Source organism: Pseudolysinimonas sp. 10J20-29 (assembly GCF_055809595.1).
Genome location: NZ_CM147917.1, coordinates 1,837,249 through 1,859,752 on the forward strand (window position 1 = coordinate 1,837,249; position 22,504 = coordinate 1,859,752).

19 protein-coding genes and 1 pseudogene are annotated in these 22,504 nt (G+C 68.3%); 2 read left to right on the plus strand and 18 right to left on the minus strand.

The window, feature by feature from the left end; translation table 11 throughout:
• Positions 1 to 51 precede the first annotated feature (51 nt).
• The 12 genes and pseudogenes from ilvC to AC0L6Y_RS09015 form a co-directional block, all read right to left on the minus strand.
• Complete coding sequence (gene ilvC, locus AC0L6Y_RS08960) at positions 52 to 1,077, minus strand: ketol-acid reductoisomerase (RefSeq protein ID WP_473551126.1); 1,026 nt, start codon at positions 1,075 to 1,077, stop codon at positions 52 to 54.
• Between the two features lie 123 nt (positions 1,078 to 1,200).
• Positions 1,201 to 1,710, minus strand: a complete 510-nt coding sequence (gene ilvN / locus AC0L6Y_RS08965) for an acetolactate synthase small subunit (RefSeq protein WP_294181318.1) — start codon at positions 1,708 to 1,710, stop codon at positions 1,201 to 1,203.
• Positions 1,711 to 1,713: 3 nt separating this feature from the next.
• Positions 1,714 to 3,525 carry an acetolactate synthase large subunit gene (locus AC0L6Y_RS08970; RefSeq protein WP_473551129.1) on the minus strand — a complete coding sequence of 604 codons (1,812 nt, stop codon included), beginning with the start codon at positions 3,523 to 3,525 and terminating at the stop codon, positions 1,714 to 1,716.
• Between the two features lie 60 nt (positions 3,526 to 3,585).
• Entirely contained in the window at positions 3,586 to 5,307 is a 1,722-nt protein-coding gene (ilvD, locus tag AC0L6Y_RS08975) for a dihydroxy-acid dehydratase (RefSeq protein ID WP_473551132.1), read from the minus strand.
• 111 nt (positions 5,308 to 5,418) lie between these two features.
• Entirely contained in the window at positions 5,419 to 6,372 is a 954-nt protein-coding gene (locus tag AC0L6Y_RS08980; protein ID WP_473551136.1) for a GDSL-type esterase/lipase family protein, read from the minus strand.
• Entirely contained in the window at positions 6,369 to 7,769 is a 1,401-nt protein-coding gene (locus tag AC0L6Y_RS08985) for a sulfatase-like hydrolase/transferase (protein ID WP_473551139.1), read from the minus strand. Before AC0L6Y_RS08985 ends, AC0L6Y_RS08980 begins: the two co-directional genes overlap by 4 nt.
• Positions 7,766 to 8,599, minus strand: a complete 834-nt coding sequence (locus tag AC0L6Y_RS08990; RefSeq protein WP_473551143.1) for an oligopeptide/dipeptide ABC transporter ATP-binding protein — start codon at positions 8,597 to 8,599, stop codon at positions 7,766 to 7,768. The genes AC0L6Y_RS08985 and AC0L6Y_RS08990 overlap by 4 nt, the downstream gene beginning before the upstream one ends.
• 10 nt (positions 8,600 to 8,609) lie before the next feature.
• Positions 8,610 to 8,822 (minus strand): annotated as a pseudogene (locus AC0L6Y_RS08995) (ATP-binding cassette domain-containing protein); the annotation flags it as partial.
• The gene (locus tag AC0L6Y_RS09000; RefSeq protein WP_473551146.1) at positions 8,822 to 9,898 is read right to left on the minus strand and encodes an ABC transporter ATP-binding protein; all 1,077 of its coding nucleotides are present in this window, start codon (positions 9,896 to 9,898) and stop codon (positions 8,822 to 8,824) included. The gene AC0L6Y_RS09000 and the pseudogene AC0L6Y_RS08995, both read right to left, overlap by 1 nt.
• Positions 9,895 to 10,794: an ABC transporter permease gene (locus tag AC0L6Y_RS09005; RefSeq protein ID WP_473551149.1), complete on the minus strand. Its 900-nt coding sequence runs from the start codon at positions 10,792 to 10,794 to the stop codon at positions 9,895 to 9,897. The genes AC0L6Y_RS09000 and AC0L6Y_RS09005 overlap by 4 nt, the downstream gene beginning before the upstream one ends.
• Positions 10,794 to 11,687: an ABC transporter permease gene (locus AC0L6Y_RS09010; protein WP_473551153.1), complete on the minus strand. Its 894-nt coding sequence runs from the start codon at positions 11,685 to 11,687 to the stop codon at positions 10,794 to 10,796. The genes AC0L6Y_RS09005 and AC0L6Y_RS09010 overlap by 1 nt, the downstream gene beginning before the upstream one ends.
• A gap of 79 nt (positions 11,688 to 11,766) precedes the next feature.
• Entirely contained in the window at positions 11,767 to 13,278 is a 1,512-nt protein-coding gene (locus AC0L6Y_RS09015) for an ABC transporter substrate-binding protein (RefSeq protein ID WP_473551156.1), read from the minus strand.
• 269 nt (positions 13,279 to 13,547) lie between these two features.
• Here AC0L6Y_RS09015 and AC0L6Y_RS09020 point away from each other — a divergent pair, with 269 nt between their 5' ends.
• Positions 13,548 to 14,519: a LysR substrate-binding domain-containing protein gene (locus tag AC0L6Y_RS09020; RefSeq protein WP_473551160.1), complete on the plus strand. Its 972-nt coding sequence runs from the start codon at positions 13,548 to 13,550 to the stop codon at positions 14,517 to 14,519.
• Between the two features lie 358 nt (positions 14,520 to 14,877).
• Positions 14,878 to 18,312 (plus strand): polysaccharide lyase family 8 super-sandwich domain-containing protein, encoded by a 3,435-nt coding sequence (locus tag AC0L6Y_RS09025; RefSeq protein WP_473551163.1) that lies wholly within the window; start codon positions 14,878 to 14,880, stop codon positions 18,310 to 18,312.
• A gap of 14 nt (positions 18,313 to 18,326) precedes the next feature.
• On the opposite strand, the gene mnhG is transcribed toward AC0L6Y_RS09025, so the two are convergent.
• From mnhG to mbhE, 6 genes are read right to left on the minus strand one after another with little or no spacing between them, the layout of a single operon-like run.
• Positions 18,327 to 18,719 (minus strand): monovalent cation/H(+) antiporter subunit G, encoded by a 393-nt coding sequence (gene mnhG / locus AC0L6Y_RS09030; RefSeq protein ID WP_473551167.1) that lies wholly within the window; start codon positions 18,717 to 18,719, stop codon positions 18,327 to 18,329.
• The gene (locus AC0L6Y_RS09035) at positions 18,716 to 19,012 is read right to left on the minus strand and encodes an MrpF/PhaF family protein (protein ID WP_473551169.1); all 297 of its coding nucleotides are present in this window, start codon (positions 19,010 to 19,012) and stop codon (positions 18,716 to 18,718) included. Before AC0L6Y_RS09035 ends, mnhG begins: the two co-directional genes overlap by 4 nt.
• On the minus strand, positions 19,009 to 19,581 hold the full coding sequence (locus tag AC0L6Y_RS09040; RefSeq protein ID WP_473551172.1) for a Na+/H+ antiporter subunit E: 573 nt from the start codon (positions 19,579 to 19,581) through the stop codon (positions 19,009 to 19,011). Before AC0L6Y_RS09040 ends, AC0L6Y_RS09035 begins: the two co-directional genes overlap by 4 nt.
• The gene (locus AC0L6Y_RS09045; RefSeq protein ID WP_473551176.1) at positions 19,574 to 21,136 is read right to left on the minus strand and encodes a Na+/H+ antiporter subunit D; all 1,563 of its coding nucleotides are present in this window, start codon (positions 21,134 to 21,136) and stop codon (positions 19,574 to 19,576) included. The genes AC0L6Y_RS09040 and AC0L6Y_RS09045 overlap by 8 nt, the downstream gene beginning before the upstream one ends.
• A complete protein-coding gene (locus AC0L6Y_RS09050) occupies positions 21,133 to 21,603 on the minus strand; it encodes a Na(+)/H(+) antiporter subunit C (protein WP_473551180.1) in 471 nt (156 codons plus the stop codon). The genes AC0L6Y_RS09045 and AC0L6Y_RS09050 overlap by 4 nt, the downstream gene beginning before the upstream one ends.
• Positions 21,600 to 22,430, minus strand: coding sequence for a hydrogen gas-evolving membrane-bound hydrogenase subunit E (gene mbhE / locus AC0L6Y_RS09055; protein ID WP_473558411.1), 831 nt, complete (start codon positions 22,428 to 22,430; stop codon positions 21,600 to 21,602). The genes AC0L6Y_RS09050 and mbhE overlap by 4 nt, the downstream gene beginning before the upstream one ends.
• Positions 22,431 to 22,504: the final 74 nt, after the last annotated feature.

The following is a 22,504-nucleotide window of genomic DNA, read 5'->3' on the forward strand; positions in this document are numbered from 1 at the left end:
GCCGCGCGCGGCACTCCCTTACGTCAGGGATGCATCCCTGCCGCCGAAGAACTAGCGGGCGGCGGAGCCGTCGGTGTAGTCGGCGTCCTGCTGCTTCCACGCGAAGAGGGCACGGAGGTCCTTGCCGGTCTTCTCGATCGGGTGCTGGGCACCCTTCTCGCGCAGCGACATGAACTCGGGCGCGCCGGCGTCCTGGTCGTCGATGAAGCGCTTCGCGAACGCACCGGACTGGATGTCGGCGAGAACAGCCTGCATGTTCTCCTTGACGCTCGGGTCGATGACGCGCGGGCCGGAGACGTAGTCGCCGTACTCGGCCGTGTCGGAGACCGACCAGCGCTGCTTGGCGATGCCGCCCTCCCACATCAGGTCGACGATGAGCTTCAGCTCGTGAAGCACCTCGAAGTAGGCGATCTCGGGCTGGTAGCCCGCCTCGACGAGGGTCTCGAAGCCGTACTGCACGAGCTGCGAGGTGCCGCCGCAGAGCACGGCCTGCTCGCCGAACAGGTCCGACTCGGTCTCTTCGGTGAAGGTCGTCTTGATGACGCCGGCGCGGGTGCCGCCGATCGCCTTCGCGTACGACTTCGCGAGGTCCCAGGCCTGGCCCGAGGCATCGTTCTCGACCGCGATGATGTCCGGGATGCCACGGCCGGCGACGTACTCGCGACGCACCGTGTGGCCCGGGGCCTTCGGGGCGACGAGGATGACGTCGACGTCGGACGGCGCCTCGATGTAGCCGAAGCGGATGTTGAAGCCGTGCGCGAAGGCGAGGGTCTTGCCCGCGGTCAGCTTGTCCTTGATGCTCTCGTTGTAGATCGCGCGCTGGTGCTGGTCCGGCGCGAGGATCATGATGACGTCGGCCCACTCGGCGGCGTCGGCGACGCTGAGCACCTCGAAGCCCTCTTCGGTGGCCTTGGGGGCCGACTTCGAGCCGTCCTTCAGACCGATCTTGACCTCGACGCCCGAGTCGCGGAGGTTCATCGCGTGGGCGTGGCCCTGCGATCCGTAGCCGACGATCGCGACCTTCTTGCCCTGGATGAGGGAGAGGTCGGCGTCCTTGTCGTAGTAGAGCTCTGCCATGAGGGGGTTTCTCTTTCTTCTTGTGTGGGTCGAGCAGCCCGCGAACGGGCGTATCGGAACCCGTCGTACGGGGTGCTGGTTTCGATATGCGGCCTTCGGCCGCTCCTCAACCAGCGGGTTTGTTCAGTTCTTGAGCACGCGCTCGCTGATGCTCTTCGCACCGCGACCGATCGCGAGGAGGCCCGACTGCGCGAGCTCCTTGATCCCGTAGGGCTCGAGCACGCGCAGGAAGGCCTGCACCTTGCCCGAGTCGCCCGTGACCTCGATGACGAGCGCATCCGGTGCCACGTCGACGACGCGCGCGCGGAACAGGTTCACCGCCTCGAGGATCTGCGAGCGGGTCGTGTTGTCGACGCGCACCTTGATCAGCAGGTGCTCGCGCTCGACCGCCTGGGTCGGGTCGAGCTCGACGATCTTGACCACGTTGATCAGCTTGTTCAGCTGCTTGGTGACCTGCTCCAGCGGAAGGGCGTCCACATCCACCACGACGGTGATGCGGCTGAGGCCCTCCAGCTCGGAGTGGCCGACCGCGAGCGACTCGATGTTGAAGCCGCGGCGGGCGAACAGTCCGGCGACGCGGGTCAGCAGACCGGGCTTGTCTTCGACGAGCAGGGAGAGAACGTGACGCGACATGGCTTACTCCTCCTCCCACTCGGGAGCGTGATCTCGGGCGTACTGCACCTGCGAGTTGCCGACGCCCTGCGGGACCATCGGCCACACCATCGCGTCGCGGCTGACCACGAAGTCGATGACGACGGGCCGGTCGTTGGTCTCGATCGCGAGCTTGATCGCCGCGTCGACCTCTTCGGGCTTCGTGACGCGGATGCCCAGGGCGCCGTACGCCTCGGCGAGCTTCACGAAGTCGGGCACCATGCGGGTCTGCTCGGTGGCCGAGGTCGAGCCGGTGTTGAGGTCGGTGAACGAGTGGCGGCCGTCGTAGAACAGCGTCTGCCACTGGCGCACCATGCCGAGGCTCGAGTTGTTGATGATCGCGACCTTGATCGGGATGTCGTTGATCGTGCAGGTGGCGAGCTCCTGATTGGTCATCTGGAAGCAACCGTCGCCGTCGATCGCCCACACCAGGCGGTCGGGCTGGGCCACCTTGGCGCCCATCGCGGCGGGCACCGAGTAGCCCATCGTTCCGGCGCCGCCGGAGTTCAGCCACGACATGGGCCGTTCGTACTTGATGAACTGCGCGGCCCACATCTGGTGCTGGCCGACGCCCGCGGCGTAGACCGCTTCGGGTCCGGAGAGCTCGCCGATGCGCTGGATGATCGCCTGCGGCGCGAGCAGCCCGTCGTCGGGGTCGTCGACGAAGCCGAGCGGGAAGTTCGCCTTCAGCTGGTTGAGACGCGTCCACCACTCCGAGTAGTCGGGGGTGACGTTCTTCGACGCGGTGGTGAAGGCCGCCAGCAGCTCGGGCAGCACCTCCTTCACGTCGCCGACGATCGGCACATCGGCGGTGCGGATCTTGCCGATCTCGGCCGGGTCGATGTCGACGTGCACGACCTTCGCCTCGGGGGCGAAGTCGGCCACCTTGCCGGTGACGCGGTCGTCGAACCGCGCGCCGAGCGCGATGATCAGGTCGCTCTCCTGCAGGCCGAGCACCGCGGGCACCGTGCCGTGCATGCCGGGCATGCCGAGGTGCTGCGGGTGCGAGTCGGGGAACGCGCCGCGCGCCATCAGGGTGGTCACGACGGGCGTGCCGGTCTTCTCGGCGAGCTTCAGCAGCTCCTTCTCGGCGGCGCCGCGGATCACTCCGCCGCCGACGTACAGGATCGGCTTCTTCGCGGCGGCGAGCATCTCACCCGCGGCGACGATCTGCTTGCCGTGCGCCTTCGTCACCGGGCGGTAGCCGAGCAGCTCGACCTTGGGCGGCCAGATGAACGGGGCCGTCTTCTGCTGCGCGTCCTTGGTGATGTCCACGAGCACCGGGCCGGGGCGGCCGGTGGTGGCGATCTCGACGGCGGCGGCGAGCACGCCGGGCACGTCTTCGGGCTTGGTCACCAGGAACGAATGCTTGGTGATCGGCATCGTGATGCCGACGATGTCGACCTCCTGGAACGCATCCGTTCCCATCGAGGTCGAGAACACCTGGCCGGTGATCGCCAGCAGCGGCACCGAGTCCATGTAGGCGTCGGCGATCGCCGTCACCAGGTTGGTGGCGCCCGGGCCGGAGGTGGCGATGCAGACGCCGAGCTTGCCGGAGGCGGAGGCGTAGCCCTCGGCCGCGTGGCCGGCGCCCTGCTCGTGGCGCACCAGGATGTGCCGGATCGCGGTGGAGGCCATCAGCTCGTCGTAGAACGGCATGATGGCGCCGCCGGGAAGACCGAAGACGTCGGTGATGCCGAGCTTTTCGAGCGAGGCGAGGATCTGCCCCGAGCCGGTGAGCTCGGGCGGGCCGGCCTTGCCCGGCGCTGCCGGGGCCGGTGCGGAGTCCGCAGTCATGGATGAGGTCCTTCGAAAAGTGTCTGATCGATCCGCCGGCCGGCAGATCGGGAGCGCAAGCTACCCGGTGACCGCGCCTTCCGCAGCGGAATGCACGAGCTTCGAGTACTTCGCGAGAACGCCACGGGTATAGCGCGGAGGAAGTGGAGCCCAGCCGTCTCGGCGGGCTGCCAGCTCGGCCTCGTCGACCAGTAGGTCAATGGACCGGGCGGCGATATCGACCCGTATCAGATCACCGTCGCGGACGAATGCGATCGGACCTGCGTCCACCGCTTCGGGAGCGACGTGGCCGATGCACAGGCCGGTTGTGCCGCCTGAGAATCTGCCGTCGGTCAAGAGTAGTACATCTTTTCCGAGGCCTGCCCCCTTGATGGCGGCGGTGATGGCGAGCATCTCGCGCATGCCGGGACCGCCCTTGGGGCCTTCGAAGCGGATGACGACGACGTCGCCGGCGGTGATCTCGCCGTTGGTGAGCGCATCCATGGCGGCACGCTCACGCTCGAACACGCGCGCGGGGCCCTCGAAGGTCTCGGCGTCGAAGCCGGCGGTCTTCACGACCGCGCCCTCGGGGGCGAGCGAGCCGTTCAGGATCGTCAGGCCTCCGGTGGCGTGGATCGGGTTGTCGAGCGCGCGCAGCACCTTGCCGTCGAGCGGCTCGATGTCCATCTCCGCGAGGTTCTCGGCGAGGGTCTTGCCGGTGACGGTGAGGGCGTCGCCGTGCATGAGTCCGGCATCCATGAGGGCCTTCATCAGCGTCGGCAGGCCGCCGTGGCGGTCGACGTCGTTCATGACGTACTGGCCGAAGGGCTTCAGGTCGCCGATGTGCGGCACCTTCGAGCCGATGCGGTTGAAGTCGTCGAGGGTGAGGTCGACCTCGGCCTCGTGTGCGATCGCGAGCAGGTGCAGCACGATGTTGGTCGAGCCGCCGAGCGCCATGCCGACCGCGATCGCGTTCTCGAACGCCTTCTTGGTGAGGATGTCGCGCGCGGTGATGCCGAGGCGCAGCAGGTTGGTGACGGCCTCACCGGAGCGGTGGGCGAAGTAGTCGCGACGCGCGTCGGCGGCGGCCGGGCTCGCACTGCCGGGCAGCGAGAGGCCGAGCGCTTCGGCGACGGACGCCATCGTGTTGGCGGTGTACATGCCGCCGCAGGCGCCCTCGCCGGGCGCGAAGGCGCACTCGATGCGCTTGGCGTCGGCCTCGCTCATCTTGCCGGCCTTGACGGCGCCGACCGCCTCGAAGGAGTCGATGATCGTGATGTCCTTCTCGGTGCCGTCCGAGAGCTTCACCCAGCCGGGGGCGATCGATCCGGCGTAGAGGAAGACGGAGGCGAGGTCGAGTCGCGCCGCCGCCATCAGCATGCCGGGGATCGACTTGTCGCAGCCGGCGAGCAGCACCGAGCCGTCGAGGCGCTCCGCCTGCATGACGGTCTCGACGCTGTCGGCGATGACCTCACGCGAGACGAGCGAGAAGTGCATTCCCTCGTGGCCCATCGAGATGCCGTCGGAGACGGAGACGGTGCCGAACTGCAGCGGGTAGCCGCCGCCGGAGTGCACGCCCTCCTTCGCCGCCTGCGCGAGACGCGCGAGGCTCAGGTTGCAGGGGGTGATCTCGTTCCACGAGCTGGCGATGCCGATCTGCGACTTGTCCCAGTCGGCGTCGCCCATGCCGACGGCGCGCAGCATGCCGCGGCTCGTCGTGGCTTCGATGCCATCGGTGACGGTGCGTGAACGGGGCTTGTGATCGACTGCGGGCGCGCCCGAATCGGCAGATGTTTCCGGCATGTGTCGAGGGTATCGCGTTGGCGCGGTTCCCATGGCGTCCGGGCTCGGGGTCCCGTCAGCGCGCCGCCCCGCCGAGCGCGTCCGCCAGTCGGGGCGCCAGACGTCGAGCCATCAGCTCATAGCCTTCGCTGTTCGGATGGAGGCGATCGGGCAGCGCTGCGCCTCGTTCTCGTTGAGGATCTCCAGCCCGTCGACGATGGTGATGGGAATGCCGTCGAGCTCCGCCGCGCGCGCTGTCGCCGCCGCGACGATGCTGCGGATCTCGCGCAGCGTGAGTCCGTCCGCATTGGGCGTCGACTCCCGGTCCGGGCACGCGATGGGTGTCACGACGACGAGCGGCGTCGTCGGGTGCCCCTCGCGCACTCGTCGCACGAACCCCGTCATGGCGGGTCCCAGCGAACGAGCCGAGAACGTCCGCTTCCCGTAGATGTTGATCCCGACACACAGGCTGATCAGGTCGGCGGGTGTTGCTCGAAGGTGATCCGCCACCGCGGGATCCAGGTGGCACTGCCCGGCGAGTCCGAGGTTGGTGTGCCGCCATCCCCGCGAGGCCGCAACCCTCCACGGCCAGGCATCGCTCGGACCGCTGGCACCGATCCCTTGCGTGATCGAGCTGCCGTACGTCAGCCAGCGGGGTCCCGACTCGGCCGTCGGCACCGGATCCTGATCGCCGACGAACGCGAGCGCCCCCAGCCGCGTCGGGGTGTCGACCGGGAGTGCGACGACGAGGTCGACGCGCCGTCCGGGCAGCGGGATGCGGGCGGTCTGCCAGCCTGCCGCGAGCGCGACGCGCTCCCAGATGGAGCCATCGACCACGATGTCGAGGCTCGACGCGGGCTCTGAGATCCAGATCTCCAGCTCGAGCAGGCTCGCCTCCGTGGAGACCGAGAGATGCACGCCTGCCGGCGTGCGCACCTGTGTCAGGAACTGGTCGTCAGCGACCGCGTCCGTCGCGGCGTCGGGCAGCCGCCGGAACTCGACGGCGCTGCGATCCTCGACAGCGCGCGGGAGCGCCCCTCCCCGCCAGGGCAGCTCTGCCGCGTAGACGCGGTGCCGTGACCTCACGGCGCGACGGGGCGACGGTCCGCCTGCACGGCCGCGCGGCGGTCGTCTTCGACGTCGGCAAACCACTTCGCGAGCTGGCGCGTCATCGAGGCGACGCGTTTGGGCTGCGACTCGGCGAGATCAGACGCCTCGGCCGGATCGGATCGGAGGTTGAAGAGCATCGGTGCCGCGTTGGCGGGCGCCGTGGCCAGGGTGGGGCGAGCGCCGACGGTCTCCGGGTTGAACAGGCCCGGGTCTCGCTTGATCGCTTCGTCGAGGCGATCATCGGCCGGCGTGGCGTCCAGGGAGAGCGGCCACGCGGGCCACAGCAGCTTCCAGTCGCCGTCGCGCATCGCCGCATTCGACGTCGCGAGCGGTTCGTAGCGCGTCCACTGCCAGAAGCGCGTCGACTCCGCCGCCCGCGTGCTGCCTTGAAGCACGGGCAGAGCGCTTCGGCCGTCGAAGCTCTCCGGGTCGTAGCGAACGCCTGCGGCGTCGAGCAGGGTCGGGAGCCAATCGGTGAAGTGCACGAGCGAGTCGAGGGATGTCCGGCCTTCGATCCCGTCGGGCCACCGCATGATGAAGGGAACACGGATGCCCCCTTCCCAGACGGTCTGCTTCGCTCCCCGCAGGCCCGCGTTGTAGCGCACCGTCGACTCCTCGCCTTCGCCGTCGAGCTGTGGCCCATTGTCACTCATGAACATGACGATGGTGTTGTCGGCGAGGCCGCGCTCCTCCAGCGTCTGCAGAATGCGACCGATGCCGAGATCGACGCGCTGAATCATCGCGTAGATCGTTGCCACTCGGCGACTCACTCCCGGCTTCAGGAACTGGTCGATCTCGGCTTCGGGCGCCTGGAACGGGAAGTGCGGCGCGTTGTAGGCGAGGTGCAGGAAGAACGGCTCGTTCTGGTGGCGCTCGATGTAGTCGATTGCCCCGCTGGTGAACACGTCCGTCAGGTAGCGCCCGTCGGCGGCGAACGGGGCGCGGTCCCGTTCCAGGGTCCACTCCCAGTAGTCCTGCCACCCTCCGCGGAATCCGAGGAACTCGCCGAAGCCCCGGTTGAGCGGGTGATAGCGGTCGTCGAACGCGCCGTTGTGCCATTTGCCCACGAGCCCGGTTGCGTAGCCGGCGGCGCCGAGGTAGTCGGCGATGGTTCGACGCGCTGTCGACAGCCGGTCCGTGCCGTAGGCCTCGAGCGTGTCGATGACTCCCCCGCGCTGCGGGTACTGCCCGGTCAGCAGCGCGGCACGCGCCGGCGCGCAGACGGGAGACGCCGAGTAGTGCTGGGTCAGGCTGACGCCATTCGTCGAGAGCTGGTCGAGCACCGGCGTCGACGATGCGCCGAAGTTGACGCTCGACAGATCGCCGTAGCCCATGTCGTCGACGACGATCTGGATGATGTTGGGGCGTGTCATGCGCGCGCCCCCGCTGCCGCCGTCGGGGCAGCCGACACCATCTGCTCGGAGAAGTGGCACCGCGCCTCCTGGCCCGGCGCGACCACGGCGAGATCCGGGTTCACGGTGGTGCAGATCTCGGGGTTTCCGAGTGCTGCACGCAGCGGGCATCGGTTGCTGAACCGGCATCCGGACGGGACGCGCAGCGGACTCGGCACCTCGCCCGACAGGGGCACCGACACCGGCTTGCCACGCAGATTCGGCTCGGGAGCCGCGTCCAGCAGGGCCCGCGTGTACGGGTGGCGAGGTGCGCTGAAGACCTGGGCGGCGGGGCCCTTCTCCACGATCTGACCGAGGTACATCACGGCAACGACGTCGCTGATGTGGCGGACCACCGCAAGGTCATGAGCGACGAACAGATACGACAGCCCGAGCCGCTCCTTCAGGTCGTCGAAGAGGTTCACAATCTGCGCCTGCACGCTCACGTCGAGCGCCGACACTGGCTCGTCGAGCACGAGAAGGCGCGGGCTGATCGAGAGAGCTCGGGCGATCGCGACACGCTGCTTCTGTCCACCCGACAGATCGCGCGGGTGCCGACGCGGGTCGACCATGCCGAGCCCCACTTCGTCCAGAAGCTGAAGCACGGCGTCTTTCCCGCCTCGCTCCCGGAAGGTCCCGGCGAGTTTCATCGGCTCGGCAATCGACGCGCCCACGCTCATCCGAGGATCGAGGGAGCTGTTCGGGTCCTGGAACACCATCTGGACCTTGGCGCGCAGCTCGCGCGACCGTTGGCGGTCGGCGGTTGCCGGGTTGATTCCGTTCGATCTCGATCGTGCCCGAGGTCGGGGCATCGATCATGGTCGCGATGCGCGAGAACGTCGACTTGCCGCACCCCGACTCGCCCACCAGTCCGAGCACCTCGCCCGCGCCGATCTCCAGGTTCACGTCATCGAGAGCGCGAACGGTGAGGCGGCGCCCCTTCCGCATCACCGGGAAGTGCCGAGTGACGTCGCGGGCGGAGAGCACCGCATCGGTGCCGTCAGCGCTCTCGGCCTTCGTCGTTGCATTTCCCATCAGACGGCTTCCCCTTGATCCGCGTCGGCCACTCGCGGCGCTTCGTCGTTGAAGTGGCAGGCACTTCGATGCCCGGTGCGCTCCTCGGGCGCTCCCACATTGCGCAGGCTCGGCTCCACCTCGACGCAGGAGTCCCGCCCCTGTCGACGCTCGCACCGCGGCGCGAAACGGCACCCCACGGTGATGCTCCCGAGCGCGGGCGGCGAACCGGGAATCGAGACGAGGCGTTCGCGCACCAGATCCAGACGAGCGATGCTTCCGAGCAGACCGATCGTGTACGGATGCTTCGGGTTCGTGAACAGCTCCTCGACCGTTCCCTCCTCGACGATCCGGCCGCCGTACATCACGGCCACCCGGTCGGCGATCTGCGAGACGAGCGCCAGGTCGTGCGAGATGAAGACGGTGGCGACCCCGTCCTCGGTCTTCGCATCGGCGATGAGCTTCAGCACCTGCGCCTGCACGGTGACGTCGAGGGCGGTGGTCGGCTCGTCGGCGATGAGCAGGCTCGGTCGTTTGGTGCGCGCGGTGGCGATCATGGCGCGCTGCCGCATGCCGCCGGAGAACTCGTGCGGGTACTGGTCGGCGCGCAGATCAGGATCGGGAACCTGCACCGATTCGAGTGCTTCGATCACGCCGCCGCGGCGGTCGCGACGCGACTCGCCGGCGAAACGGCCTCGACGGGCCTCACCCACCTGCGCCCCGACGGTCATGGTCGGGTTGAGCGCCGCGAGCGGGTCCTGGAAGACGAACCCGATCTCCTTCGCCCGCACCCCGCGCATCGCACGCGGTGACAGGTCGAGCAGATTCGTGCCGTTGAACTCGACCGCGCCGCGCGCGTCGACTCCGCGCGGGAGCAGCCCCGCGATCGCGAGCGCGGTGAGGCTCTTGCCGGAGCCCGACTCGCCGACGATCGCGAGGGTCTCTCCCCTGTGCAGCGTCAGATTGACGCCTCGAACGGCATCTTCGCGTCCGCTGCGGAGCATCACCGCGACTCGCAGATCGCGGACCTGAAGAAGCGGCACTGCGTCGCCATCCGTTCGGTCGCGCCGGTCGGTGCGGTCCTGAATATCGGTCATCGTGCATCCAACTTCGTGTGAAGGCCATCGGCGAGGGAGTTCAGCCCCAAGACCATGAGCGTCAGGGCGATTCCGGGGAACAGGCCGTACCACGGGGCCTGGCTTGAGAACCGCAGGCTCTCGTTGAGCATCTGCCCCCACGAGGGCATCGGCGGCTGGGTGCCCAGGCCGATGAAGCTCAGACCGGCCGCGATGAGGACGGCTGCCCCCATCGAGATCGCGAGCTGCACCAGCAGCGGGCCGGAGATATTGGGAACCACGTGTCGCGCGATCACCTTGAGGTGCGAGGCCCCGGCCATCCGTGCCGCGATCACGTAGTCCTTGGATCGCACCGTGAGCGTCGAGGCGCGGCTGACACGGGCGAAGCTCGGGACCGTCGCGATGCCGATCGCGATCGCCGCGACCGTGCTCGAGGAGCCGAACACCGCCGCGAAGGCGATCCCGAGGACAAGCGCCGGGAAGGCGAACAGCGCCTCGGCGAATCGCATGATGATCGCCTCGGTCGCGCGCTGGAAGTAGCCCGCAAGGATGCCGCCGGCGGCCCCGAGACTCGCGCCGAGCGAGACGGCGATGACGCCGATCTCGAAGGACGCGCGGGTGCCGAAGACCACGCGGCTGAAGATGTCCCGACCGAGTTGGTCGGTTCCGAACCAGTACGTCCAGGACGGGCCCACCAGCTCATCGCCGCGGTACTGCTGAATGGGGTCATGCGGCGAGATGAGCGGCGCGAACACCGCAAGAATCACGAACATCGCGGCGAGCGACAGTCCCAGAGTCAGTTGGAAGTTCGCGCGGGGCCGCGGAAGCCAGGCGAGTCCGCGGGCGAAGCGGTCACGCCACTCGGGCCTCCCGATGCGACGGGCGGCGCGCTCGCGCGCCTCGAGGTCGAGCGCCATTACGCTTTCACCTCGCTTCGCAGCCGCGGGTCGAAGACGCCGTACAGCAGGTCGGTCAAGATGTTGAGAACCACGAACACCACCAAAGACAGCATCAGAATCGCTTGGATGACGGGGTAGTCGCGCGCCGAGACGGCTTCGAGCAGCTGACGGCCGACTCCGGGCCACGAGAACATGCTTTCGATCACGACGGCGCCGCCGAGGAGGTTGCCGATCTGGATCGCGAAGATCGTCAGGATCGGGATGAGAGCGTTGCGCAGAATGTGGCTGAACACGACCCTGCTCGGATCGACGCCCTTCGACGCGGCCGTCGTCACGTACAGCTCCTCGCGCACCTCCACGACGGATGCACGGGTGAACCGGGCGAGAACACCGGCCTGCGTGATGCCGAGGCACAGCGCCGGAAGGGCGAGCGTCTGCAAGGCCCGGCCCGGGTCTTCCGCGAACGGCACGTAGCCGCCGGAGGGCAGCCACCCGAGGGTGACCGCGAACAGCAGGATCAGCAGATAGCCGAGCCAGAACGGCGCGATGCCCATCATGGTGGCCGTGAGCGCGGACAGCACGTTGTCAAGAACGGTGCCGCGACGCAGTCCGGCGAGCACGCCGAGGCCGATGCCGACGACGATCGCGACGAACAAGGCCGCCAAGACCAGAGCGAGCGTCGCGCTGAATCGGTAGCCGACCAGCTCGATGACCGGCTGCTTCGAGATGAGTGAGGTGCCGAGGTCGAACTGCAGCAGCTGGCCAATCCAGGTGAGGTACTGCTGCCACAGCGGCGCGTCGAGCGCGAGAGTCTCGCGAATCGCCGCGATGGTCTCCGGGCTGGCGTCGGGTCCCCCCAACGCCAGCGCCGGATCCCCCGGGATCGCCCGGATCAGGGCGAACAACGCCACGCTCGCAATCAAGAGGACGGGGATGCCCCTGCCCACTCGACTGATGACGAATCGAAACATGGCGTTGTGCCCTTCTCCGCTACTTGCTTGCGCTGGTGAGGTTGAGCGCGAGATCGCCGTTGCCGAGGGTCAGACCCTCAAGGTCGGCAGCCATCGCCAGGGCTCGCGGCTGGTTGGCCATCGGCAGGTTGAACGCCTGCTCGGCGAGGAACGCAGCCGCGGCGCGGTAGGCCTCCATCCGCTCTTCACGCGTGGTGCTGAGCTGGCCGTCCGAGATGAAGCCGCGCCACTCATCCGAGTCGAAGCGCGTCGGGTTCTCGGTGCCGCGGAAGGGCAGCGCGCCGAAGGCGAACGCCGGGTCCTGGTTCGCGAAGCCGTAGCGATGTCCGACCATGCCGGTGAAGTCGGCGGCGATGGCGGTGCGGATGATCTCCGTCTCCTCCACCTCGCTGATCGTGAGGTTGACGCCGATGGTGGCCAGGTCGGCCTGGTAGACCTGCGCGAAGTCCGCGAGCTCGCTGACAGTGGCACGGTTGATGACGAACTCGATATCGAACCCGTCCGCGTAGCCGGCCTCGGCGAGGAGGGCTGCGGCCTTGTCCAGGTCGAACTCGCAGGTCTCCATCGCGGCGTCGTAGGCCGGGCTGCTGGCGGGCCACATGATGCAGCTGGACGCCGTCACGCCGTTCAGGAAGGTGTCGGCGAAGCGCTCGCGGTCGAGCGCGTAGCCGAGTGCCTGGCGCACCCGCGGGTCGGCCGTCGGGCCCTCCGCCGACTGCACCATGATGTTGAAGTTTCCGGCACCGGGGACGATCAGGGTCTTGGTCGTGCCTTCGCTCAGCCGGCTCACGTCGCTGAACGGCACCTGGTAGGCCACGTCCACACCACCGCTCTGCACGGCAGCGACAAGCGCACTGGAGTCCGGGTAGGTGCGGAAGTCGATCTCGCTGGCGAGCGGCGCCTCGCCCCAGTACGACTCGTTCGGCACGAGGCTCAGCGCGCTCCCCGGGTCGAACGTGTCGATGATGTAGGGGCCGGTGCCGATCGGAGCGCTGTCGATCACGTCGAACGACTCGGGCGAGATGATCACGATGTTGTTGAGCAGGGAGAAGATCTGCGGCGTCGACGAGGCGAGCGCGATCTCGACCGTCGACTCGTCGACGGCGGAGAACTCGGCACCCCCCAGCACGCCGGCGCCCTGGAGACCGGTCTCCGGGTCCTGCGCGTACTCCAGGTTCCACACGACCGCGTCGGCGTCGACGCTCGTGCCGTCGGAGAACACCACATCATCACGAAGGGTGAGCGTGAGCGCGGTCGAGGCGTCGTCGATCTCCCACGACTCGGCGATCTGCGGTTCGGGCTCGAGGCCCTCCGTGAGCGTGATCAGGGTGTCGAACAGCGACCGCTTGACGGCCTGCTGCGGGTCGCCGATCGGGTACGGCTTCAGCGACTGGATGGACGAGGTGATGCCCACGGTCAACCCGCTGGAGCCGTCAGAGCTGCCCCCGGTGGCGGCGCCGCTGGCGCAGCCGGTGAGCGCAAGTGCGGCGACCAACAGGCCGGGCACCGCGATGGATCGCGACAAGTGCATTCGAGAACTCCTTTGTTCTGCCAGCCTCATGACTGGCTGATCGAGTGGTGCAGGGGTACGTCGATGTCGTCAGTCCCACATCGGCGCTCGATCGACGGTAGCCCGGTTGATCGAGTCGAAGTACCCTTCGGGGTCTATCAATCGATAGGATCTTGCTATCGTCACGCCGTTGCCCCGCGTCACGCGAGAACCTGAAGTCGCACCAGCGCCGGTGCGCCTTTTCGCCCCGTCGAGAGGCCACCTGGCCTATCAATCGATGGGAAATTTCGATGAATCAACGCAGGCTCGAGTGCTTTCTGGCCGTGGTCGACGAGCTGCACTTCGGCCGCGCGGCGCGGCGGATGGGGATGACCCAGCCGTCGCTGAGCGCGCAGATCCGCGCGCTCGAAGAAGAGATGGGCGTCGTGCTGCTGGAGCGCAGGAGCCGGCGGGTCGAGGTGACGCAAGCAGGACGAGCGCTCGCTGACGGGGCGCGATCGGTGCTCGTGGAGATGGACCGCGTGTTCGCCACGACGCGTGACGTGGCGGCCGGGCGCACGGGGCGCCTGACGATCGGCTCGGTCGGGGCAGGATTCAACGGCATCCTCGCCCCGGTTCTGCGCCGACTCCAGGTCGAGCTTCCGAACCTGCAGGTCACCCTTCGCCAGGATTCCTCGAGCCTGCACCAGGTGCAGGCGATCGCCGACCGAACGATCGACGTCGGGATCCTGAGAACGGCGCGCCCGCACAGCGCGGTGACAACCGAGCTTCTCTACAAGGAATCGTTCATCGTCTACCTGCCGAGCGGTCATCCGCTCGCGCGATCGGAGCAGCCGCTCAAACTGGCGCAACTCGCCAGCGAGCGCTTCGTGACGTGGCCCCGCGAGCTCGGCCCCGAGTTCCACGACTCGATCACGAGATACTGCCTTGCCGCGGGCTTCAGCCCCACCGGGCCCGCCACCGGATACACCACGGAGGCTCAGCTCTCACTCGTCGCCGCGGGCCTCGGGATCTCCTTCCAGGCCGCGTCCAACGCGAATCTGCAGCGTGCGGGCGTCGTCGCGATGCCGTTGGGCGAAGACGACATGGTGACCGAGCTGTTCGTCGCCTACCCCGCGACGAGACCCACCCCGGCCACCACCGCGTTTCTTCGTCTGGCCAAGGAAGCGGTCAAGGTCGGGCGCTTCGGCACACCGCCACATGACGGTCAATGGCCAGCGGCGATGTCCGACCGCGTCCCGGTGCGAGCCAGTCGCACCTGAGCCTGCGGCCCCAGGTCGAGGTTGACAGTTCTCGTGTCTGCCGTAGCTTCGGTTCGCACGCGACACAGCGAACGTTGTCGCGACGGAATCGAAGGGGATTCACGTGACGATTCATCGCTCTCTGCTGCGGCAACTCGCGGCCGCAGTACTCGCCACAGCTCTGTTGGCGGCGACTCCGGGAACGGCCGCAGCAAAGACACCTGGCATGGCGGTCGGGTCTCCGGTGTCGTCCCACATGCTCGCGGCGGGAACAGGTTTCCAGGCTCCGCCGAGTGATCCGACCTACGCGACCTGCGCTGCGCCGGGTTCGGATGAGTTCACGGGCGCGACGCTCGATACCGCCACGTGGTCCAGCAGCGTGAACGGGCCCGTTAACCACACCGTGACCGGCGGCCACCTGGTCCTCCCGACCGAGCTCGTCGCCCCCTCCACGGCATCGCTGATCCAGCAGCCCCTGCCCGGAAGCGTCTGGGAGGCAACGACCAAAGTCACCGTCGCCCCCGTCGCGAGCTACCAGCAAGGCGGGCTCATCCTCTGGGAGAACTCCAGCGAATGGATCGTGCTCGACGTCTACTACTCCAGTGGCGAACGTCGCATCCAGTTCAACCACAGCGGATCCAACCCCGGATACGCCGTCCTGCCGGTTGCAACCGGAGACATCTTCTGGTTCCGCATGACCGCCGACGGCACCACAGTCTCCGGCGCCTACTCCACCGACGGCAGCACCTTCACCCCGATCGGCACCCCCGCCGCCACCGGCGGGAGCTTCGCCCCCACCCACATCGGCCCGTACGCCGGCCGCGGCACCTCCAGCGCCGGCGCCGAAATCGACGCCGAGTTCGACTGGTTCCGCCTCAGCCCCACCGCCACCCAACTCGCCGACTGCGATGGGCCGATGTATGAGTTCTGTGCGGCGGCAGGATCGGACGAGTTCGACGGCGCCACCCTGGACACCGCCACCTGGTCCAGCACCGTGAACGCTCCGGTCGCGCACTCCTTCGCAGCCGGCCATCTCGTCCTTCCGACCGAGCTGGTCTCCCCCGCAACCGCCTCACTCATCCAGCAGCCCCTGCCCGGGAGCATCTGGGAGGCCACCACGAAAGTGACGGTGGAACCCGTCGCGAGCTACCAGCAAGGCGGACTCATTCTCTGGGAGAACTCCAGCGAATGGATCGTGCTCGACGTCTACTACTCCAGTGGCGAGCGTCGCGTCCAGTTCAACCACAGCGGATCGAACGCCGGCTACGCGGTGCTTTCGGGCGGAGTCGGCGACACCTTCTGGTTCCGCATCGCCGCTGACGGAAGCACCTACACCGGCGCCTACTCCACCGATGGCGAGACGTTCACCCCGGTCGGCTCCACCGTCTCAGCCGGCGGAAGCTTCGGTCCCACCCATGTCGGCCCGTACGCCGGCCGCGGGACCTCCAGCGCGGGCGCCGAGATCGACGCCGAGTTCGATTGGTTCCGCTTCAGCCCCAACGCCACCGAACTCGCCGACTGCGGCTACGGCACCAGCACCACACCGGAGGACCCGTACGAGTCGGCCCGCGAGAAGTGGCGCACGATCCTCGTCGGCACCGCGGCGATCGATCCTTCGATCGAGCCGTACGCATCCGTGATCGCGGGTCTCGACACGGACGCGAGTGCCTACCGCGACGCGCTCGATCTCGCTGCGGAGACCGAGCCTTGGGCTGACCTCAGCACATCGAACCAGTCGGACGCGTTGGCCGCCTTCCGGCGCCTCACGCTGATGGCGACAGCGTGGGCGACTCCGGGCAGCGCCGTCTACGGTGACGACGACTTCCGCGACGACACCATCACCGCCTTCGAGTGGATGCTGTCTCATCGCTACTACGACGGCATGCCGCAGGGCAGCAACTGGTGGTTTCCCGAGATCGGCTTCCCCCTTGAGGTCAACTCGATCGTCGTCCTGCTCTTCGAAGAGCTCTCGCCGTCGACCATCGACAACGCGATGGATGCGGTCAACGACTTCAGCCCGTGGGTCTCGATGACCGGAGCCAACCGAGTCTGGAAGGCCATGGTGGTCGGTGTCCGTGGCGTCATCGTCGAGGACGCGGCCAAGCTCAACTCGGCGCGCAATGGCCTCAGCAACGTCTTCGACTACGTGACGAGCGGAGATGGCTTCCACCGCGACGGCTCTTTCCTGCAGCACAACTACTATCCGTACACAGGTGGGTACGGTGTCTCCCTCGCGACCAATATCGGCCAGTTGCTTCTGCTGCTCGACGACTCGCCCTGGGAGGTTGTCGACTCGGATGTCTCGCACGTCTACGACTGGGTGACCGAGGCATTCGATCCGGTCATGCGCAACGGCGTGATGATGGACTCGGTTCGAGGACGAGAGATCTCACGCGAGCACAACCAGGACGATGTCTCCGGCGCGACTGCTCTTCGCGCGATGCTGACGATTGCCGAAAGCGCCCCAGCGGGCACACGGGACGAGATCCGAGGTGTCGTCGCGCGGCATCTCGACTCCGGCGACAACCCCGGCTTCTGGGGCGGCGGCTCGCTGTTCGTCCTGGAGCTCGCCGATTCCGCGACCGACGGAAGCGTCGGCGCTCAGCTCGACGGCGATTGGGCCTTCAACGCGATGGCAAGGTCGGTGAGCCACCGCGGGTCCTATGCGGCGGTAGTCGCGATGTCCAATCCGCGGATCGCGACGTATGAGTCGATCAATCAGGAGAACTACCGGTCCTGGTACACCGCCGACGGAATGACTTACCTGTACTTGGATTCCGATGTCGATCAGTACAGCGACGATTTCTGGGCGACGGTCAATCGATACCGCCTCGCCGGAACCACCGTCGATACGGTGGCCAGAACGAACACCTCTGGAGCATCGAGTCGCCCGACCGGCGAGTTCTCGGGCGGGGCCGCCGGAGATGCTGGCCATGCGGCGGTCGCGCAGATGACGCTCGACGCCTACGGAAGCGACCTCGAAGCGAACAAGGCATGGTTCTTCTTCGACGATGAGTACGTCGCTCTGGGAAACGGCATCAGCGCCACCCAGAGCGGCAACGGCTGGGATGGCGCGCCGCGACGAATCGAGACCACGATCGACAACCGTCGCGTGGACTCCGGCACGGTGTCGTTGCTCGTCAATGGCTCGCCCACCGCGCTGACCGACGGAGTCGCGGCGAGTCATGCCGGGGCCGACTGGGCGCATCTGACGAGTGACGGGAGCACGATCGGCTATGTGTTCCCCGACGGCGCCGATATCGACGTTGAGCGCGAGGTGCGCAGCGGCAACTGGTACTCCATCAACCAGGCCAGCGGCACCGCGACCACGCGGACGAACGAGTTCGCCTCGCTCTGGTTCGATCACGGCACCTCCCCCGCCGCCGCCGACTACTCGTACATCGTGCTGCCGAACGCGAGTTCGGCTTCGACCTCGGCCTACGCCGCGAGTCCTGACGTTCGCATCCTCGAGAACTCGAGCTCCGTGAGCGCCGTGGATGAGTCGTCGACCGGCGCCGTCGCGGCCGCGTTCTGGGCCAGCGGCAGCGTGATTCGCGATGGCTCGACGTATCTCGCCAGCGATGCGATCGCATCCGTGACGATCGAGAGTGACGGCGGCGACACCGTCATCACCGTCGTCGATCCGACCCAGACGAACACAGGAACGATCTCGCTCGAGCTGTTCGTGAGCTCGACCGCGACCGTCAGCGCGTCGGCCGGTGCCACAGTCACTCAGCTGTCGCCGACGACGAAGATCAGCTTCGACGTGTCAGGCGCACGAGGCAAGGCCTTCGTAGTGCGTGTCGCGCCATAGAAGGGCGGCGCGGGTCACGACGCTGGGGGCTGGCCCTCCGCCGCCGCATCCCGCTCCTCGGCCCGCGAGACGTCGTCGACGAGCTCGTCGCGCATCAGCAGGTCGCGGCGCACGTTCTTGCTGCGGTAGCCGGCGCGACCGATCATGTGGGCGGCGACGGGCGCGGTGAACAGCTGGAAGATCGCGATCGGCACGAGCGCGAGGAGCGTCGCCCAGGTGCGGGTGGCGAGCGCGATGGCGATGATCACGAGGATCAGGCCGAGGATCTGCGGCTTGGTTCCGGCGTGCAGCCGACTCAGCGAGTCGGGGAAGCGCAGCAGGCCGACGGCGGCACCCAGCGACAGGAGCGAGGCGAGCACGAGGCAGACGCCCGCCGCGAGGTCGAGGATGACATCGAGATCGATCATCGGTCGGCCTCCTGCTGCTCGCCGGGCTGCGATTCGACGGGGCGCTGCGAGACGAAGCGCGACACGGCGATCGTGGCGATGCTCGCCGACACCGCGATGACGAGCATGACGACGAGGTTGCGGGTGTGGCCGGAGACGACCATCTCGGCGCCGACGACGAGCAGCACGATCGTGAGCAGCACGTCGGCCGCGATCATGCGGTCGAGCACCGTCGGACCGAGCACGACCCGGATGACAGCGAGGGCGGCGGAGAGGGCGAAGATCACGCCCGCAATGGCGATCAGCACGGTCATGAGGCTCGGCACCTCTCCAGGTCTTCGCGCGATCCGACGGCGCGCACGAGACGCGCCTCCGTGTCGAGCACCGTCCGGCGCGCCCGGTCGAGGTCGCGCTCGGTGCGCGCGCCGAGCACGTGCACGAACAGCGCCGCGCGGTCGCGGTCGATCTCGATCACGAGCGACCCGGGCACGAGCGAGATCGCGGTGGCGGTCAGGGTGACGACGAAGTCGGAGTGCGAGCGCAGATCCACCTCGATGATCGCGTTGCTGCGGATCGGCGGCCCGAAGGCCCGCGCGGCGACCGCGAAGGAGGCCACGAACAGCTCGGCACCGAAATGGGCGAGGAACACGATCAGCCAGAACGGGTTGAAGCGCCCCGAGAGCTCGACCGGCGGCAGGTAGAAGAACTGGGTCGCAGCGATCGCGACGAGGACGCCGCTGACCAGGCTGAGCCACGACACGGTGCCCCACAGCAGCATCCACAGCACGACGAGCGTGACGAGCAGCGGAAGCTGCTGGAGCAGCCGGAACCGCACCGCCTTGCGGGTCACGGTGTGCGGGGTCATCTCCTCAGGCTCACTCATCGAGGCCCTCCGGGAAGACGGCGTCCTGATAGAAGTCGCCTTCGAGGTTCTGTCCGGCCCGCTCGCTCAGGTCGTAGAGCGGTCCGGCGAAGACGGTGAGCGCGAGCCCCACGCCGACCATCGCGATGGTGACGCCGGTCATGATGCGCGGGGTCGTGGTGGCGACCGGCGCCGTGATGACCGCGCCGGTCGGCGCCGTCTCCTCGTCCACCGGGGCGTCGAGGAGCTCGGGCGCGGGGCGCCAGAACGCGGCGTTCCAGACGCGGATGAGCGCGTACAGGGTGAGCAGGGAGACGAGCGCGCCGGCCGCGACCCCGACCAGCGCGAGCGGCTCGCCCGCCTCGACGGCCGCGGTGAACAGGCCGATCTTGCCGAGGAATCCGGAGAACGGCGGGATGCCGCCGAGGTTCAGCGCGGGGATCAGGAAGATCCCGGCGACCAGCGGCGAGATCGCGAGCAGTCCGCCGAGCTTCGGCAGCGAGGTGCTGCCGGCGCGCCGTTCGATGAGTCCCGCCGCGAGGAACAGCGTCGTCTGCACCACGATGTGGTGCACGACGTAGTAGATCGTCGCCGTCGTTCCTGCGACGGTTCCGAGCCCGATGCCGAGGATCATGTAGCCGATGTGGCTGACGAGCGTGAAGCTCAGCAGTCGTTTGATGTCGCTCTGCGCGACGGCGCCGAGCACGCCCACCACCATGGTGATCGTCGCGACGGTCAGGAGCAGCGGGTTCAGCTCGGGCCCGGGGAACAGCAGCGTCTCGGTGCGGATGATGGCGTAGACGCCGACCTTGGTCAGCAATCCGGCGAACACGGCGGTGACCGGCGCGGGCGCCGTCGGGTAGGAGTCGGGCAGCCAGAACGACAGCGGGAACACGGCGGCCTTGATGCCGAAGCCGAGCAGCAGCATCACGTGCAGCAGGATCTGCACGTCGGTGGGGATGGATTCGAGCCGGTCGGCGATCTGCGCCATGTTCACGGTGCCGGTGGCCCCGTAGATCATCGCGATCGAGCCGAGGAACAGCGCCGACGACACCAGGCTGACGACGATGTAGGTGGTGCCGGCGCGGATGCGCTCGGTCGTTCCGCCGATGGTGATGAGCACGTAGCTGGAGACCAGCAGCACCTCGAAGCCGACGTAGAGGTTGAACAGGTCGCCGGCGATGAACGCGATCGCGACCCCCGCGGCCAGGATCAGATAGGTCGGGTAGTAGATCGTGACGGGAGTCTCGGCGTCGCCGTCGGCGAGACCCTGGCCGACGGAGAACAGCAGGACCGCGAGCAGCACGATGGCCGAGATCGCGAGCAGCAGCGCGGCGAGCCGGTCGACGACGAGGACGATGCCGTACGGCGCGGCCCAGCCCCCGACCTCCATCACGAGCGGACCGCCGGTGTCAGCCGCGACGAGCATGACGATGCTCACGGCGAGCATGCCGACCAGCGCGGCCACGGCGAGCACGCGCTGCGCCCGGGCGCGCCGACCGAGGGCGAGCGCGGCTCCGGCGCCGATCAGCGGGAGCAGCACCACGAGGGGCACCAGCGCCACGGGGGCGTTCATCGCGCGACCTCCGTCTCGGTGCTCGGCGGGGTCTCGGGCTCGCCGTCGCCGAACTCGCTCGACTCGCCCGCGACGTCGTCGCTGTACTCGGTGTGCTCTCCCGCCGTCGACGCGGTTCCGGCGCGCATCGCCAGGTCGTCGGCGTCGTCGGAGAGCGTGTCGGCGCGGGAGAGCAGCCACGACCGGTAGATGAGCGCGAGCAGGAACGCCGAGACGGCGAAGGTGATCACGATCGCGGTGAGGATGAGCGCCTGCGGCAGCGGGTCGCTGATCGCCTCGGTGCTCTCCTCGTCGTAGATCGGGGCCGCTCCCGGGCGTCCGGCGACGATGAGGATGAGGAGGTTGGTGGCGTTGCCGACCAGCAGGAAGCCGAACAGCACGCGCGTCATGCTGCGCTCCAGCAGCAGGTACACGCCGCAGGCGTAGAGCACGGCCATCACGACCAGCAGCACGAGTGAGACGCTCATACCGATACCTCCCCGGATGCGCGTCGGCTCGCCGTCCCCGCCTCGGCGTCCTCGCTCTGGCGGTCGACCTCGGCGCCGAGGCTGCGCAGCACGTCGAGGGCGAGCCCGACGACCACGAGGTACACGCCGATGTCGAAGAACATCGAGGTGACCAGGTCGATCTCGCCGAAGACCCCGAGCGACAGGGTGAACCAGGTGGAGGTGAGCGCGTCGACGCCGAAGAACAGCGGGATCACCGCGGTGGCGGCCGCGGTGAGCAGCCCGACCCCGAGGATGACGCCCGCGTCGAACGGCGCGGCGGCCCCCAGTTCACGGCGGCCGCCCGCGAGGTAGCGCGCGGTGAGTGCGAGGCCGACCACGAGTCCGCCCGCGAAGCCGCCGCCGGGAGCGTTGTGCCCCACCAGCAGCAGGTACACCGAGACGACGATGAGCGCGTGGAAGATCAGCCGGACGACCACTTCGAGCAGGATCGAGCGGTTCTCGGGCGACAGCGTGCGCCCCGCCAGCAGCCACGATCCGCGGGCGACCGGCACGTGCAGCGGCTCCTCCTGCTGCGCGCGGCGCTTGCGGACCGACGCGCGCGCGGCCCGCCGCCCGACGCGCGGCAGGTCGTCGCGGCGCGAGCTCACGAAGATCAGGCTGGCGACACCGGTCGCCGCGGCGATCACGACCGACAGCTCACCCAGCGTGTCCCAGGCTCGGATGTCGACGAGCGCCACGTTGACGACGTTGCGTCCGTGACCCTGCACGTAGGCGAGCTCGGGCCAGGCGAGCGAGATGGGCTCGTCGACCCGCACCCCGGTCGCCACGATCGCGACGGAGGCCATCGCGAGCCCCACGGTCACGCCGAGCAGCGCGCGCGGAACGCGGTTGGTGCTGCCGTTGTGCTCGCCGAGCCGCG